Raw genomic sequence first — 15,212 nt, forward strand, 5'->3', positions numbered from 1 at the left:
GGTTTCCTGCTCACCGTGGGCGTGGGATTCGCCCTCCTGGGCTACTACGTGCTGACCAACGTGGGTGGACTCGTCGGGTGGATCGTCACGGCGGCCTTCATCTCGCTGGGGCTGGATCCCCTCGTGCGCTGGCTCGAGTCCAAGGGCATGCCGCGGGCCCTCGCGGCGGCCGCCGTGATCGTCGCCCTGGCCCTCGTCCTGACCACTTTCATCCTGGTGGTGGTACCCCGGATGGTGGAGCAGGCCCAGCAGTTCGCCGCCAGGGTTCCCGAGTTCGTGGACAGCTTCGTGCACTCGGACCTCTACCACGCCCTGAACGACCGCTTCGACATCGCGGCGTCGGTGCAGAAGGCGGCGAGCGGGCTGCAGGAGAGGCTCGCCTCCGACGAGAACTTCCTGGGCGGGATGTTCGGCTCCGTGGTGAACGTGGGCGGTGTGGTCCTCAGCAGCGTCACGGGAACACTGATCGTGATGGCCCTGACGCTCTACTTCCTCTTCTCGTGGCCCACCATCAAGGCGTGGTGCTACCGCCTGGCACCCGCCAGCAAGCGCGCCCGGGTGACCCACCTCGGGGACAGGATGATCAACGGGGTGGGCAACTACGTGATGGGCCAGGCCTGCGTGGCCCTGCTCAACGCCACCGTCGCGTTCATCCTCATGAGCATCACGGGGGTCCCCTACGCCTCCCTCCTGGTGCTCTTCGTGGGTCTGCTCGCGTTCGTCCCGCTGGTGGGCGGGGTCATCGCCGGCGTCTTCGTGAGCCTCGTGGCCACCCTCGGCGGGTGGAACACGGTGGTCCCCTACGCCCTGTGCTACTTCGCCTACCTGCAGGTGGAGGCCTACGTGGTCTCCCCGCGCATCATGTCCCGGGCCGTGGCGGTGCCCGGCGCCGTCGCGATCGTGGCCGTGGCGGCCGGGGGCGCGCTCTGGGGCGTCCTGGGCGCGCTCATCGCCATCCCCACCGCGGCCGCGGGTCTGCTCCTGGTCCGCGAGGTCTTCGTCCCCCGCCAGGACGCCCGCTGACCGACGACGCCGCACGGCCCGGTTCCGTTGCACCAGACCCTCCGACCGGGGCCGCGGACGCGAAGGGCGCGCCCGGGCCGATAGGCTGACCCGGTGCGTTTAGTGATTGCAGACTGTTCGGTCCGGTACGAGGGGCGCCTCAACGCCCACCTCCCCCTGGCACGCCGCCTCATCATGCTCAAGGCGGACGGCTCCGTGCTGATCCACTCGGACGGCGGCTCCTACAAGCCCCTGAACTGGATGAGCCCGCCGGCCACCATGCACGTGCGCACCCCCTCCGGGGAGGAGTCCGCGGACGGTGTGAGCGAGGTGTGGGAGGTCCAGGCGGGCAAGTCCGACGACCGTCTGGTGATCCACATCATGACCGTGCACAGTCAGCTCCACCACGACCTCGGCAGCGATCCGGGCCTCGTCAAGGACGGCGTGGAGGCCGATCTGCAACGGCTGCTCGCCGAGCAGATCACTCTGCTGGGAGAGGGCTTCTCCCTGGTGCGGCGGGAGTACCCCACCACCATCGGTCCCGTGGACATCCTCGCGCGGGACGCGGACGGCGCCACGGTGGCCGTGGAGCTCAAGCGGCGCGGCGACATCGACGGGGTGGAGCAGCTCACGCGCTACCTCGAGCTGCTCAACCGCGATCCTCTCCTGCGTCCCGTGCGGGGTGTGTTCGCCGCGCAGCAGATCAAGCCCCAGGCCCGCACCCTCGCCCGCGACCGGGGCATCGAGTGCCTGAGCCTGGACTACGACGAGATGCGCGGCAACGTGGACACCCAGTCCCGGTTGTTCTGAAACACGCAGTCCCCCGCGGGCTGCCGGGCCATGCCGCACCCCGAGGACGGCCCGGGCGGCATGGGCGACACCGGTGATAAGCCGTCTGATGACTGTTGACCGGTGCGCGTCATTGTGTGATGCTTATGGTGTTCTCGCATCATGTTTGACATGCTCGCAGGAATGGTAGCGAGCGTGAAGTTCTGACTGGCGCTGTGGCACAACACTTCGTGAGCCGCATCCACAGCCTTCTCGCGGTACCGGTTCAGGTGCACATCCATGTGCACGCACTACATACTCCAGAAGGAGATGCCCCACTATGGCTCAGGGCACCGTTAAGTGGTTCAACGCAGAAAAGGGCTTCGGCTTCATCACGCCGGACGACGCTGATGGCGACGTCTTCGTGCACTACAGCGAAATCCAGTCGGGCGGCTTCCGCACCCTCGAAGAGAACCAGCGCGTCGAGTTCGAGATCGGTCAGGGCCAGAAGGGCCCCCAGGCCACCGGCGTGACCGTCCTCTGACAGTCCCCCTCGGACGAAAGCCCCCGTCACCTCGTGAGGTGACGGGGGCTTCCTGCTGCTCGGCCGTCCACGGAGCCCGGCACGTCTCTGCCCTCTCGGGACCCGATTCCGTCCGCGCCAGGGCACCCCGCAGCGGCACGCCACACCTCCCCGGGGCACCACGGCACGAGACACGAAGAATCCAGGAACCCCCGGACCTCGGAGGTGGATCAGGCCTGGCTGCCCGCCATGCGGCGCTGCACGCGCACGCCCGCCCCGGCGAGGTGCTCCACGAAGTGCTCATAGCCCCGGTCGATGTGCCCGATGCCGGACACCTCCGTGATGCCCTCGGCCGCCATGCCCGCAATCACCAGCGCCGCGCCCGCGCGGATGTCCATGGCCTCCACGGGTGCTCCGGAGAGCTCGCGCGCCGGCACACCGTCCACGCGCGCGTGGTGGCCGTCCAGGTGCACCCGGGCCCCCAGCCGCTCGAGCTCAGCGGTGAAGCCCCACCGCGCCTCGAAGACGTTCTCCGTGACGATTCCCGAGCCCTCGGCCACCGCGTTGAGCGCCACCACGAACGGCTGCAGGTCCGTGGGAAATCCCGGGTACGGCAGAGTGGACACGTTGATGGCGCGGGGCCGTGGCGGACCCTGCACCACGAAACGCCCCCCGGAGGTGTCGATCTCGCACCCGGACGCCCGCAGCTTGTCCAGGACCACGCCCATGTGCTCCGGCTGCGCGCCCTCGATCTCCACGCGCCCCCCGGTGACGCCGGCGGCAAAGGCCCAGGTGCCGGCCACGATGCGGTCCGGGACGGTGCGGTGGGTCACCGGATGCAGCCGCGGCACCCCCGTGATCGTGAGGGTGGTGGACCCCAGCCCCTCGATCTGCGCACCCATGGCGCGCAGCATCTCGCCGATATCCACGATCTCGGGCTCCCGCGCCACGTTCTCCAGCACGGTGACCCCGCTGGCCGTGGTCGCGGCGGTCATGAGGTTCTCCGTGGCCCCCACCGACGGGTATCCCAGGCGGTAGGTGGCGCCCGTGAGACCGCCCACGACCTCCGCACGCAGGAAACCCCGCTCGATGCCGAGCTGCGCGCCCATGGCCTCGAGACCCGCGCGGTGCATGTCCAGTCCGCGGGTGCCGATGGCGTCTCCCCCGGGCAGCGCCACCTCCGCCCGGTGGCAGCGGGCCATGAGGGGGCCCAGGACGGAGATCGAGGCGCGCATGGCCCGCACGAGGTCGTAATCGGCCTGGTGCCCGAGGACCTCGGGCACGTCGATGGCCACCTCGTGCTCCGCGGCCCGGTAGGTCACGTCGCACCCGAGCCGACGCAGCAGCTCGGCCATGACCGTCACGTCGTGGATCTCCGGAACGTTCGTGATCGTCGAACGTCCGGGAGCCAGCAGCGCGGCGGCCATGAGCTTGAGCACGCTGTTCTTGGCGCCGAACACCGGCAGGCGCCCGTTGACGGCCGTGGGCCCGTGCACTTCGATCTTCTCTTCCACGATTCCTCCTCCTGCGCGGGCAGGCCCGTGACGGACGGCCCGCGGCCCGTGTGCCAGACGTACGGGCCGAACGGATGGTGCCCGAACGCCGTCGACCCCCGCGCCCGTTCAGGGCACGAGGGTCGACGGTGACCGGTGCGGATGCGAGTCAGGCGCTCGGTGCCTGCTCGTCCAGGGAGACGCTGTCCGCGACCACGGTGACGCGGTTGTCGTTCACGGAGACCAGACCGGCGTCGATCGTGCCCCGCAGACGGTCACCGTCCACGCGGTCGATCGCGAACTCCCCGGGCTTGAGCAGCCCCGCCATGGACTCGTGCCCGGCCATGATGCCGATGTCGCCCTCGGTGGTGCGCACGCGCACGAGACGCGCGGCACCGGCCCAGATCTTGCGATCCAGGGCGACGATTTCCACGATGAGCTCGGCCATGGCTTACTTCTCGCCCGTCTCGGCCTTGATCTCGTCCCAGCGGCGCATGACGTCGTCCAGACCGCCCACGTTGTAGAACGCCTGCTCCGGCACGTTGTCCAGCTCGCCGTCGCAGATCTTGCCGAAGGCCTCGATGGTCTCCTCCAGGGGAACCGTGGAGCCCTCCACACCGGTGAACTGCTTGGCGGTGTAGGTGTTCTGGGACAGGAACTGCTCGATGCGGCGCGCGCGGGACACCACGACCTTCTGCTCCTCGGAGAGCTCCTCCACACCCAGGATCGCGATGATGTCCTGCAGCTCCTTGTTCTCCTGCAGGATCGACTTCACACGGGTGGCCACGTCGTAGTGCGTCTGGCCCACGTACTGCGGGTCCAGGATGCGGGACGTGGAGGACAGCGGGTCGATCGCGGGGTACAGGCCGCGGGACGCGATCTCACGCGAGAGCTCCGTGGTGGCGTCCAGGTGCGCGAACGTGGTGGCCGGGGCCGGGTCCGTGTAGTCGTCGGCGGGCACGTAGATGGCCTGCATGGACGTGATGGAGTGGCCGCGGGTGGAGGTGATGCGCTCCTGCAGCACGCCCATCTCGTCCGCCAGGGTGGGCTGGTAGCCCACGGCGGAGGGGATGCGGCCCAGCAGCGTGGACACCTCGGAACCGGCCTGGGTGAACCGGAAGATGTTGTCGATGAACAGCAGCACGTCCTGGTTCTGCACGTCGCGGAAGTACTCCGCCATGGTCAGACCGGTGAGGGCCACGCGCAGCCGCGTTCCGGGCGGCTCGTCCATCTGGCCGAACACGAGGGCGGTGTCCTTGAGAACGCCCGCCTCCTCCATCTCGACCCACAGGTCGTTGCCCTCACGGGTGCGCTCGCCCACCCCGGCGAACACCGAGGTGCCGCCGAAGTTGCGGGCCACACGGGTGATCATCTCCTGGATCAGCACGGTCTTGCCCACGCCCGCGCCGCCGAAGAGCCCGATCTTGCCGCCCTTGATGTAGGGGGTCAGCAGGTCGATGGACTTGATCCCCGTTTCCATCATCTCGGTGCTGCCCTCGAGCTCCGCGAAGGACGGTGCCTTGCGGTGGATGGGCCAGCGCTCCTGGATGTCCAGCTCGTCGGTGGGCATGTCCAGGGCATCGCCCAGGACGTTGAAGATGTGGCCCTTGACCACGTCGCCCACGGGCACGGAGATGGGAGCTCCGGTGTCCTGCACCGGGGTCCCGCGCACCAGACCGTCGGTCTGCTGCAGCGAGATGGCACGCACGACGTTGCTGCCGAGGTGCTGAGCGGTCTCGAACGTGATGCGGCGGGGCTTGCCGTTGAAGTCGTAGTCCGCGGTCAGTGCGTTGTACAGGTTCGGGACCTGGTTCTCGGGGAACTCGACGTCGACCACGGGTCCGATCACTCGGGCAACGCGGCCCACGCCCGCGCCCGAGACCGGCTGGGCGGCCTGGTCGTTGATAGTGGCAGTCATTTCTCTCACTTCGTTTCGGCTGGCAATGGGGAGCGCGGGCCTAGAGGGCCTCGGCGCCACTGACGATTTCGGTCAACTCGGTGGTGATCTCGGCCTGACGGGCGTTGTTCATCAGACGCGTGTACTTCTTGATGAGCTCCGTGGCGTTGTCACCGGCGGCCTTCATGGCCCGCTGGCGGGAGGCCAGCTCGCTCGACGCCGCGTGGCACAGCGCCGAGTAGACCCGGGCCCGCACGTACCTGGGCAGGATCTCGTTGAAGACCTCTTCGGGGCTCGGTTCGAACTCGAAGTTGCTGCTGGTCTCCTGCAGGTCCTCGTGGTGCTCCGCCATGTTGTCTCCGAGGGCGTTCGCATCCGCGACCTCCACCGGCAGCAGGCGCAGCACGCGCGGCTCCTGGCTCACCATGGAGTTGAACTGCGTGTAGACGAGCAGGACCTCATCCACGCCGTTGTCCTCGTACGGGGCGTCGATGTCGTGCATCAGACGTCCCGTGAGCTCCTTGGCGCGCTCGGTGCTGGCACTGTCCGTGTCGCCCGTCCAGAAGTCGTCGTAGTCGCGGTGCCGGAAGTCGAAGTACGCCTTGGCCTTGCGGCCCACCAGGTAGATGCGAACTTCCTTGCCCTGGGAACGCAGCAGCTCCAGCAGCTCCTCCGTGCGCTTGAGCACGTTGGAGGAGTAGGACCCGGCGAGACCGCGGTCGGACGTGAAGACCATGACGGCGGAGCGCCGCACCTCGTCCGGGACCGTGGTCAGGGGATGGGAGATGCTGTGCTGCGTGGCAAGCTGGGAGGCCGCGCGGGTGAGCGCGTTGGCGTACGGGTACGCACCCTCGAGACGCTGACGGGACTTGTTGATGCGCGAGGTCGCGATCATCTCCATCGCCTTGAAGATCTTCTTCATCGACGAGGTGGACGCGATCTTCTGTCGGTAGACCCGAATCTGCGCTCCCATGAAATTTCCTTTCGGCACCGCAGTGGTGCGCCGGGTCCCGGCGCACCACCTCGACGGCTACTTCTTGACGATCGTTTCCTGGTTCACAGCGGTCGCGCCCATGGGCTCGTGCGTCTCGGCACCGGCCTCGATGCCGTGCTTCGACCCGTGGAAGTCGCGCTTGACCTCGGCCACGGCTGTCTTGAGCGCGTCCACGGCGTCGCCCTCGAGCTTGCCCGTGGAGTTGATCGAGTCCATGACGTTCGTGGTCCGGCGCACCTGGTCCAGCAGCGCACGCTCGAAGTCCGCCACGTTCGCCACCTCGACGTCGTCGAGCTGGCCGGTGGTGCCGGCCCAGATGGAGACCACCTGGTCCGCCACGGGGTACGGCGTGTACTGGGGCTGCTTGAGCAGCTCCATGAGACGCTCACCGCGGGTCAGCTGCTGGCGCGAGGCCGCATCCAGGTCCGAGGCGAACATCGCGAACGCCTGCATGGAGCGGTAGGACGCCAGGTCCAGCTTCAGCGTGCCGGAGACCTTCTTCATGGCCTTGACCTGCGCGGCACCGCCCACGCGGGACACCGAGATGCCCACGTCCACGGCGGGGCGCTGGTTGGCATTGAAGAGGTCCGACTGCAGGAAGATCTGACCGTCGGTGATGGAGATGACGTTGGTGGGGATGAACGCCGAGACGTCGTTCGCCTTCGTCTCGATGATCGGCAGACCCGTCATGGAACCGGCACCCAGCTCGTCCGAGAGCTTGGCGCAGCGCTCGAGCAGACGGGAGTGCAGGTAGAACACGTCACCGGGGTACGCCTCGCGTCCAGGCGGGCGGCGCAGCAGCAGGGACACGGCGCGGTACGCCTCGGCCTGCTTGGAGAGGTCGTCGAACACGATCAGGACGTGCTTGCCGCCGTACATCCAGTGCTGGCCGATGGCCGAGCCGGCGTAGGGGGCCAGGTACTTCAGGCCCGCGGACTCGGAGGCCGGGGCCGCCACGATCGTGGTGTAGTCCAGGGCACCGTTGTCCTCCAGGGTCTGGCGGACGGCCGCGATGGTGGACGCCTTCTGACCGATGGCCACGTAGATGCAGCGCACCTGCTTGTCCACGTCACCGGACTCCCAGTTGGAGCGCTGGTTCAGGATCGCGTCCACGGCGATGGCCGTCTTGCCCGTCTGGCGGTCGCCGATGATCAGCTGACGCTGGCCACGGCCGATCGGGATCATGGCGTCGATGGCCTTGATGCCGGTCTGCAGCGGCTCGTGCACGGACTTGCGCATGGTCACGCCCGGAGCCTGCAGCTCCAGCTCGCGGCGTCCCTCGGTGGCGATGGGGCCGAGGTCGTCCAGGGGCTCGCCCAGCGGATCCACCACGCGGCCCAGGTAGCCCTCGCCCACGGGGACCGAGAGCACCTCACCGGTGCGGTGGACCTCCTGGCCCTCCTCGATGCCCTGGAACTCGCCCAGCACCACGACACCGATGTCGCGGGTGTCGAGGTTCAGGGCCAGGCCCAGAACCCCGTTCTCGAACTTGAGCAACTCGTTGGCCATGACGGAGGGCAGACCCTCCACATGGGCGATGCCGTCCGCCGCGGACGACACGCGTCCTACTTCTACTCGTTCCACGTTGCCGGGATCGTAGGACGCCGCGAAATCGTTCAGCGCGCTACGGACTTCATCGGCATTGATGGTCACATCGGCCATCTGCTGTCCCTGCTCTCTACGTCGTGTGATCATCGCGTGAGCAATGACCATGCTTGTTCTTGTCGCGATGCGTTGCCCCATCGCCGTGCAGCCGCTCGAGCGGCCCGTGGAGGCAACGCGACGAGATGCCGGCACCGACCGACTCCCCGCGATCCTCGCTCCACGAGAGGATCAGGCCCCGATCCGCTGTTGCAGCTGGTTCAGCCGGTGCGTGACCGAGCCGTCGATGATCTCCTCGCCCACCTGCACGCGCAGTCCGCCCACGAGGGCCGGGTTGACCTCCGTGGTCAGCTTCAGGTCCCGGCCGTACAGCCGGTTGAGACCGTCGCGCAGCCTGGCGAGCTGATCCTCGCCGAGCGGACGCGCCGTCTCCACCCGCGCGATCCAGCGCTGCTGCCGGTCCGCGACCCACTGGGCGAACCGCTCCAGCAGCCGACCGGGCAACGCACCGCGCGGTTCGCTGACCGCACGCTCGACCAGCAGTGCGGACTCCTCGGACCCGGGGGTCATGAGGCGCCGCGCCAGCGTGATCTTGGCCTCGGCGCCCGCACGGGGGTCCGAGAAGGCCCGCTGCACCTCGGCGGAGCGGTCCAGCATGGACCTGAAGCGGATGAGCTCGTCCACGAGCGACTCGAGGGCGTGTCCTCCGCCCCGGTTCTCGGCCGCCGCCGCGGTGAGCATCACCGCGAGGTGCTCCATCTCGTCCCCCAGCTGGCGCTCGGTGGCGCTGCGCTGGGAGGCGAGGGCGGCGGCGATCTCCACGGCCACCGCGTCAGCGCGGCCGTCGAACAGCGTGTGCACCAGGCGGGCTCGGTCGTCAGCGGCTCGGGAGGGATCCGTGAGCGCACGGCGCAGGGCACCGTTGCCGTCCACGATGTCCAGGATCTCGAACAGCTGTCGAGAGGTCCCGGTGCTCGCGGACTGTGCCCAGCGGTCCACGTCCACGGTGAGCGGACGGAAGGGTTCGTTCGATGCTTCTGCCATTACCGTGCAGCTCCCGTGCGACCTTGCTCGGCGTCCAGGTCCGCGAGGAACCGGTCGACCACGCGGTTGGCGCGGGCGTCGTCGTCGAGGGACTCCCCGACGATCTTGGACGCGAGCTGGGTGGCCAGGGTCCCGACCTCGTCGCGCAGGGACACCACGGCCGCCGCACGCTCGGCCTCGATGGCCTTGTGGGCGTTCTCGGTGATCCGGGCCGACTCCATGTTGGCGCGGTCCTTGAAGTCCGCGAGGATCTTCTCGCCCTCGGAACGGGCTTCCTCACGGATCTTCTGGGCCTCGAGCCGGGCGCTTTCGAGCTGCTGGTTGTACTCGTCGCGAGCCGCCTTGGCCTCGGCCTGCGCGGCCCTGGCCTTGGCAAGTCCACCCTCGATGGCGTTCGCGCGGTCCGCGAAGACCTTCTCGAACGCCGGGACGATGAACTTGATCGCGATGAAGAGCAGAATCACGAACCCGATGCCGGTGATCAGCATTTCCCAGACGTCGGGGATCAGGGGGTTCTGCGACCCCTCAGCTGCCAACACCATTGCGTTCATGAGCGCGATTCCTGTTCTCTAGTTAGGGCTTGTCCGATGGGCCTTGCCCTACTTGATGAACGCGAGAACCAGGCCCAGGATGGCGAGGGCCTCGACCACGGCGAAGCCCATGAACAGCATGGGCTGCAGGACACGCTGGGATTCGGGCTGGCGGGCCACGGACTGCATGTACGCAGCGAAGATGAGACCCACACCGATGCCACCGCCGATGGCAGCGAGACCGTAGCCGATGACGCTAAGCGAACCTTCCATTGTGGATATTTCCTTTCTGGGTGCCCGCGGGTGCGGGCCGTGGTGCCGTTACGGGAATCGTAAGCGGGCGATGGTCAGTCTGAGCGGCCCGAGGGCGACGCTCCTTCGTGGGGCTAGTGCCCCTCCTGCAGTGCGCCCTGAACGTACACGGCGAACAGCAGGGTGAAGATGTAGGCCTGGAGGACCTGGATGAGGACCTCCAGGAAGTAGATGAAGAGTCCCAGGACGATGCCGAACACGGATCCCCCGACGCCCAGGACGCCGCCCACCTCGGTGGCGAGGAACGCCGTGAGAGCGGCCGCGACCATGATGGCCATGTGGCCGGCGAACATGGTGGCGAACACACGCAGCGCGTGGGTGACGGGGCGGATGATCAGGTTCGAGAGGAACTCGAGGGGGATCAGGATCACGTAGAGGATCTTGGGGACGTTCGGGGGCATGGTCATCTTGACCATGAACTGCCCGAGGCCGTGGCGCCTGATGCCCACCGCAACCCACACGACGTACGCAATGGCGGCCAGGATGTAGGCCGAGCCCGGGTGCGAGAACGTGGGCAGCTGCAGGACCGGGATGGACCCGAAGAGGTTGTTCACCAGCAGGAAGAAGAAGAAGGTGAACAGCAGGGGCACGAACGGGCGGAAGTCCTTCTCGCCGATGATGTCGCGGCCCAGGTGGTTGCGGACGAAGCCGTAGCCCATCTCGCCCAGGAACTGGCCCTTGGAGGGCACCATGGCCCGGCGGCGGATCACGAACATGAAGAACCCGGCGATCAGCACCACGGAGAGGAGGATCAGCAGGGTCTGCTTACCGAAGGCGAAGGAACCCACCTCGAACAACGGGGGAAGATGCATGTCTTCCGTGGAAGGGGCCACGAATTCGGCCGGAATCCTCAGGGCGGGGTTCAATACGGGTCCTTTCTGCGGTATCCAGACCGGTCACACTGGGCGGTGGCCCAGATCAGACGACATCCTTGTCTCCGACGGGGTCTGCGGGGGTGTGGCTGCGGTTCAGTGCGTCCCTCATGTGCAGGTAGCCGAGGTACACCCCGGCGGACGCTCCGAACACAGCTCCCGCGATCACTATCCACCGTGTTCCCAGCAGGTGATCCAGGAGCCAGCCTATCAAACTCCAAAACGCCGCACCGACCACGACATACAGCAGCACGGCGAGTCCTCCGGCCAGTCCTCCCCGTTCCACGAGCTCCCCGGCGGTGTGGAGGGTGTCCTGGCGGGCGGCGTCGCGGTACTTCTCCCCCAGACGCCTCGGGCCGCGTGCGGCTCCGCGGTCGGCGGGGTCCTGGGACGGGGTCATGCGCTCTCCTCCGGGCGGGGGTGGGGCGGCTGCTCCTGGTCACGCACACCCGAGAGCTCGGCATGTCCTGGCGGTGCGGGACGCAGGCGGGCCTGCCGGTTCGAGACCCGCCGGGCGAGGACCGCGGACACCGCGGTGGCGGCCACCAGCGCCACGAGGGCGCCGGTGACGAAGGCTCCCGGCACGAGCCAGTCCGGCGGGCCGGGCACCAGCAGGAGCCATCCCAGCGCCAGCACCTTGAGAAGGTACAGCGCCGCGAGCGCCGGCGCCGTGGCCGCGGGCGCGCCGCGGAACATCTGGGCGGAGACGAGCGCGGTGGCCGCGGAGCTGAGCGCCACGAGGCCCACACCGAACAGGGCCGAGCGGACGGGATCTCCGCACTCCACGAGGTAGGCCACCCCCGTCATGGCCGCGCCCGCGAGCAGCGCGGCAGCGGCCGTGGAGCGCACTCCCCTGCCGTATCCCCCGGCCGGTCCCGTGTCCGCCCCGGGGGCGGGCGCGGCGTCAACCGCCCCCGGGGCCGACGCCGCGTGGGGAAGCCCGTGGGCGGCGTCGTCGTCCGGCGGCACGACCGCGTTCCCCGGGAGGGGCCCGGCAACCGGGCGGGCCGCGTGGTCCCCCCGTCTCACGAGGCCGTGCCCCGGGAGCGGCCGGTGAGCCGTGCGAGCAGCACGGGCAGGATCAGGTACACCACGACCACGAGCACCACGGCGAGGCCCGCGAGGGCGGAGCCGGTGCCGTTGGCGCGCAGTCCGTAGAGCGAGATCACACTGACGAGGACCGTGGCGGCGGTGACCAGCAGTGCGGACTGCACGTGGGACAGGCCCACGTCCGTGAGGCGCTGGTAGGCGTGCTGGCGGTGCGGCTTGTACCAGACCTCGCCGCGGCGGATGCGCAGCACCAGGGTCACGGCGGTGTCCGCGAGGTAGATGAGCAGCGGGGGCAGCAGGTACTCCACGTACACGCCCGAGAGGAAGGCGCCGATCGCGGTGGCGGCGATCGACCCGCCCAGGACGTAGGAGCCGACGTCGCCCAGGAAGACCGTGCCGTGGCCCAGGTTCCACGGCAGGAACCCGAGGAACGCACCGGCGAGCGCGAGACCGGCGCACACGAGCCAGGGCATGTCGTTCACGCCACCGGCCCACGCGTAGAGCAGGCCCACGGCTCCCCCGTGGAGACCCGAGATGCCGTTGATGCCGTCCATGAAGTTGGTGATGTTGATGTACGCGACCGTGGCGGCGACCCCCACGGGCCACCACCACGCGGGGATTCCCAGTGCGACGACCAGTGCCGCGGTGCCGAGTGCCCCGATGAGCGCCTGCACCGCGAGCCGCACGCCGATCGAGATACCGCGGTAGTCCTCGGCCCACCCCAGGCCGGCACTGCCCGCCATCATGGCGAGCACCACGAGCGCGATCGAGCGGTCCACGGGGATCAGGCCCAGCAGCAGGGCCGCGGCATAGGTCGCCAGCAGGGACAGCGCGACCGCGAGACCCATGCCGCGCAGCACGGGACGGGAGTGGGAGGAGCGCTCCGTGGGGATGTCCACGACTCCCCACCGCGTGAGCCACGGCCGGACCGCGAACGGGAGAACGGCCGAGAGGACGAACGCGAGCAACAGGGTCCAGGGGGCCAGGTGCAGCAGCGTGGACAGCGCCTCGCCGTCCGTCCGGCTCGCGGGGCCGTGGACGAGTGCGGGGCCGGAGACCACCGCCGAGGACAGTGCCTGCACCGCGCTCACGAGTCCCTCCCCGGGGTGGTCGGCACGGAGCCGTTCGAGTCCCGGGCGCCGGTGCCCGGTGCGTCCGAGCCCTGGGCGCACGAAGCCTGGACACCCGTGGTCGGGGCACCCGTGGTCCGTGCGCCCGTGGTCGTGCTGCCGCTGTGCTGGGTGCGATGGGAGGAGGCGCTTCCGCACTCCGCTGCGCGGGGGGTGGAGAAGTCCGTGATCTTCGGCTGGGTGCTCGCCGCCACCGTGGGGATGGAGCCGGTGAACAGCATTCCGCCGCGGACCTTCCACACGTGCCGGTCCAGGTTCGCGGGGTCCAGCCGTTCCGCCCTGGCGTGGGAGATCTTCGGGTGGAACGGCCGCTCGTCGGTCTCTCCCGCGCCGATGAGGTCCTCGTGCAGCTTCTCGCCGTGGCGCAGCCCCGTGATCTCGATGCGGATATCCTCCCGCCCGGACATCGAGCGCAGCCGCTGGGCGATGTCCATGATCCGAACGGGCTGGCCCATGTCCAGGATGAGCACCTCTCCCCCGCGGGCGATGGCCCCGGCCTGGATCACGAGCTGGCACGCCTCCGGGATGGTCATGAAGTACCGGGTGGCCTCCGGGTGCGTGACCGTGATGGGCCCGCCCTGCCGGATCTGCTCCGCGAACAGCGGGAGCATGGACCCGCGCGAGCCGAACACGTTGCCGAAGCGCACCGACGCGTAGCGCTTACCCGTGCGGTCCCCCGTCCATGCGGTGAGCTTCTCCGCCACGCGCTTGGAGTGGCCCAGCGCGGTGGTGGGGTTCGCGGCCTTGTCCGTGGAGATGTTCACGAAGACGTCCACGTCCACTGCGGCGGCGGCGCTGAGGACGTTGAGCGAGCCCATCACATTGGTCTTCCACGCCTCGTCCGGGTACTGCTCCAGCAGGGACACGTGCTTCAGCGCGGCGGCGTGGAACACCACCTGCGGGCGGCGCTGCTCGAACACCGTGGTGACGGACTCCGCGTCCCGGATGTCGCACAGCACGGTGTCGTTGCCGTCCAGCAAGCCGCGGCCCGTGATGGAGATCTGGGTGGTCTGCAGCCCGGTCTCGTCCCGGTCCACCATGATCAGCTCGGCGGGCTCGAAGCCCACGAGCTGGCGGCACAGCTCCGAGCCGATGGAGCCGCCGGCGCCGGTGACCAGCACCCGCTTGCCCGTGACGTACCCGGCGATCGCCTCCACGTGGATGTCCACGGGACGCCGGCCGATGAGGTCCTCCATGGAGATGTCCCGCAGGTCCATGCTCTGGTGGGCGCCGGTCAGCATCTCGCTGAGCGGCGGCACCGTCATCACACGGGTCCCCGTGCCCTCCACGGCGTCAGAGACGCGGCGCATCGTGCGGGGGTCCGGGTCAGAGATGGCGACGATGAGCACCCCGGCACGCGTGTGCTCCAGGACGGAGGCGGCGTCGTGCAGGGTGCCCATCACCTGGACGGAGGAGATCCGCAGGTGCTTCTTCGCGGGGTCGTCGTCCAGCAGGGCCACCGGGAGGAACCCGGAGGCCGGGTCCTGCATCATGCGGTGCACCAGGAACGTGCCCAGCGCCCCCGTGCCGAAGACCACCACGTGCTGCGCCTGGTCACCGGGCTTGGCCGTGGACTCCTGATACATGCGCTTGAGGTAGCGGAACGCCGCCATGAGCAGGCACGCGAACGGGAACGCGATGAACCCCAGCGAGCGCGGTATCCGCAGGGAGACGCCGAGGACGAGCAGCACGCCCTCGAGCAGCAGGGTGACGATGACCGTGACGACCACCAGCAGCTTGGCCTCGTCGAAGCTGCCGAACGAGTAGCGCCCCTTGTAGAGGGCGAACGAGAAGCCCACGAGCAGCTGCAGCACCACCGCCACGAGGCACGCGAGCACCACCCCGCCCACCGAGACGAGCTCGATGTGCAGCTCGAAGCGCAGCAGCACGGCCACCCACAGCGCCACGATCCAGGCGACGGAGTCCAGGATCATCTGGATCCACAGCCACGCGACCGGCTTGTCCGCTCGGGGGGTGGGGGTGACGGGGTTGACC

At 68.9% G+C, this 15,212-nt stretch carries 16 protein-coding genes; 3 read left to right on the forward strand and 13 right to left on the reverse strand.

Annotation, left to right across the window (positions count from 1 at the left end; all coding sequences use genetic code 11):
* From CWC38_RS07530 to CWC38_RS07540, 3 genes are all read left to right on the forward strand, one after another.
* Positions 1-1,023 (forward strand): AI-2E family transporter (locus CWC38_RS07530; RefSeq protein ID WP_133306238.1); only part of this gene is annotated, 1,023 nt, incomplete at its 5' end.
* Positions 1,024-1,116: 93 nt separating this feature from the next.
* Positions 1,117-1,812, forward strand: coding sequence for an endonuclease NucS (gene nucS, locus CWC38_RS07535; protein ID WP_121846179.1), 696 nt, complete (start codon positions 1,117-1,119; stop codon positions 1,810-1,812).
* 298 nt (positions 1,813-2,110) lie between these two features.
* Positions 2,111-2,314: a cold-shock protein gene (locus CWC38_RS07540; protein WP_110919707.1), complete on the forward strand. Its 204-nt coding sequence runs from the start codon at positions 2,111-2,113 to the stop codon at positions 2,312-2,314.
* 209 nt (positions 2,315-2,523) lie between these two features.
* Here CWC38_RS07540 and murA read toward each other — a convergent pair whose 3' ends face one another.
* The 13 genes from murA to CWC38_RS07605 all read right to left on the reverse strand — a co-directional run.
* Entirely contained in the window at positions 2,524-3,807 is a 1,284-nt protein-coding gene (gene murA / locus CWC38_RS07545; RefSeq protein WP_121846180.1) for a UDP-N-acetylglucosamine 1-carboxyvinyltransferase, read from the reverse strand.
* A gap of 148 nt (positions 3,808-3,955) precedes the next feature.
* The gene (locus CWC38_RS07550) at positions 3,956-4,234 is read right to left on the reverse strand and encodes a F0F1 ATP synthase subunit epsilon (RefSeq protein ID WP_121846181.1); all 279 of its coding nucleotides are present in this window, start codon (positions 4,232-4,234) and stop codon (positions 3,956-3,958) included.
* 3 nt (positions 4,235-4,237) lie between these two features.
* Positions 4,238-5,704: a F0F1 ATP synthase subunit beta gene (gene atpD / locus CWC38_RS07555; RefSeq protein WP_121846182.1), complete on the reverse strand. Its 1,467-nt coding sequence runs from the start codon at positions 5,702-5,704 to the stop codon at positions 4,238-4,240.
* 40 nt (positions 5,705-5,744) lie between these two features.
* Positions 5,745-6,656 carry a F0F1 ATP synthase subunit gamma gene (locus CWC38_RS07560; protein WP_121846183.1) on the reverse strand — a complete coding sequence of 304 codons (912 nt, stop codon included), beginning with the start codon at positions 6,654-6,656 and terminating at the stop codon, positions 5,745-5,747.
* A 57-nt stretch (positions 6,657-6,713) separates the two neighbouring features.
* On the reverse strand, positions 6,714-8,339 hold the full coding sequence (gene atpA, locus CWC38_RS07565) for a F0F1 ATP synthase subunit alpha (protein ID WP_121846184.1): 1,626 nt from the start codon (positions 8,337-8,339) through the stop codon (positions 6,714-6,716).
* 171 nt (positions 8,340-8,510) lie between these two features.
* Positions 8,511-9,323 carry a F0F1 ATP synthase subunit delta gene (locus tag CWC38_RS07570; protein ID WP_121846185.1) on the reverse strand — a complete coding sequence of 271 codons (813 nt, stop codon included), beginning with the start codon at positions 9,321-9,323 and terminating at the stop codon, positions 8,511-8,513.
* Entirely contained in the window at positions 9,323-9,874 is a 552-nt protein-coding gene (locus tag CWC38_RS07575; protein WP_121846186.1) for a F0F1 ATP synthase subunit B, read from the reverse strand. The genes CWC38_RS07570 and CWC38_RS07575 overlap by 1 nt, the downstream gene beginning before the upstream one ends.
* Before the next feature lie 48 nt (positions 9,875-9,922).
* Positions 9,923-10,126 carry an ATP synthase F0 subunit C gene (atpE, locus tag CWC38_RS07580; RefSeq protein ID WP_012398047.1) on the reverse strand — a complete coding sequence of 68 codons (204 nt, stop codon included), beginning with the start codon at positions 10,124-10,126 and terminating at the stop codon, positions 9,923-9,925.
* A gap of 113 nt (positions 10,127-10,239) precedes the next feature.
* A complete protein-coding gene (gene atpB, locus CWC38_RS07585) occupies positions 10,240-11,031 on the reverse strand; it encodes a F0F1 ATP synthase subunit A (RefSeq protein WP_121846187.1) in 792 nt (263 codons plus the stop codon).
* Between the two features lie 52 nt (positions 11,032-11,083).
* Positions 11,084-11,437, reverse strand: a complete 354-nt coding sequence (locus tag CWC38_RS07590) for an AtpZ/AtpI family protein (RefSeq protein WP_240625146.1) — start codon at positions 11,435-11,437, stop codon at positions 11,084-11,086.
* Complete coding sequence (locus CWC38_RS07595) at positions 11,434-12,006, reverse strand: hypothetical protein (protein WP_121846188.1); 573 nt, start codon at positions 12,004-12,006, stop codon at positions 11,434-11,436. The genes CWC38_RS07590 and CWC38_RS07595 overlap by 4 nt, the downstream gene beginning before the upstream one ends.
* Before the next feature lie 56 nt (positions 12,007-12,062).
* Entirely contained in the window at positions 12,063-13,178 is a 1,116-nt protein-coding gene (locus CWC38_RS07600) for an MraY family glycosyltransferase (protein ID WP_240625147.1), read from the reverse strand.
* Positions 13,175-15,212, reverse strand: a 2,038-nt coding sequence (locus CWC38_RS07605) for a polysaccharide biosynthesis protein (protein ID WP_338067533.1), incomplete at its 5' end; no start/stop codon positions are given. The genes CWC38_RS07605 and CWC38_RS07600, both read right to left, overlap by 4 nt.

The sequence above is a fragment of the Kocuria tytonicola genome (assembly GCF_003687455.1).
Classification (GTDB): Bacteria; Actinomycetota; Actinomycetes; order Actinomycetales; family Micrococcaceae; genus Kocuria; species Kocuria tytonicola.

Bases quoted from the DNA above. Each gene is read 5' to 3' on its own strand.
- CWC38_RS07540 (WP_110919707.1), top strand. From the start codon at position 2,111: ATGGCTCAGGGCACCGTTAAGTGGTTCAACGCAGAAAAGGGCTTCGGC.
- CWC38_RS07550 (WP_121846181.1), bottom strand. From the start codon at position 4,234: ATGGCCGAGCTCATCGTGGAAATCGTCGCCCTGGATCGCAAGATCTGG.
- atpD (WP_121846182.1), bottom strand. From the start codon at position 5,704: ATGACTGCCACTATCAACGACCAGGCCGCCCAGCCGGTCTCGGGCGCG.
- CWC38_RS07560 (WP_121846183.1), bottom strand. From the start codon at position 6,656: ATGGGAGCGCAGATTCGGGTCTACCGACAGAAGATCGCGTCCACCTCG.
- atpA (WP_121846184.1), bottom strand. From the start codon at position 8,339: ATGGCCGATGTGACCATCAATGCCGATGAAGTCCGTAGCGCGCTGAAC.
- CWC38_RS07570 (WP_121846185.1), bottom strand. From the start codon at position 9,323: ATGGCAGAAGCATCGAACGAACCCTTCCGTCCGCTCACCGTGGACGTG.
- CWC38_RS07575 (WP_121846186.1), bottom strand. From the start codon at position 9,874: ATGAACGCAATGGTGTTGGCAGCTGAGGGGTCGCAGAACCCCCTGATC.
- atpE (WP_012398047.1), bottom strand. From the start codon at position 10,126: ATGGAAGGTTCGCTTAGCGTCATCGGCTACGGTCTCGCTGCCATCGGC.
- CWC38_RS07590 (WP_240625146.1), bottom strand. From the start codon at position 11,437: ATGACCCCGTCCCAGGACCCCGCCGACCGCGGAGCCGCACGCGGCCCG.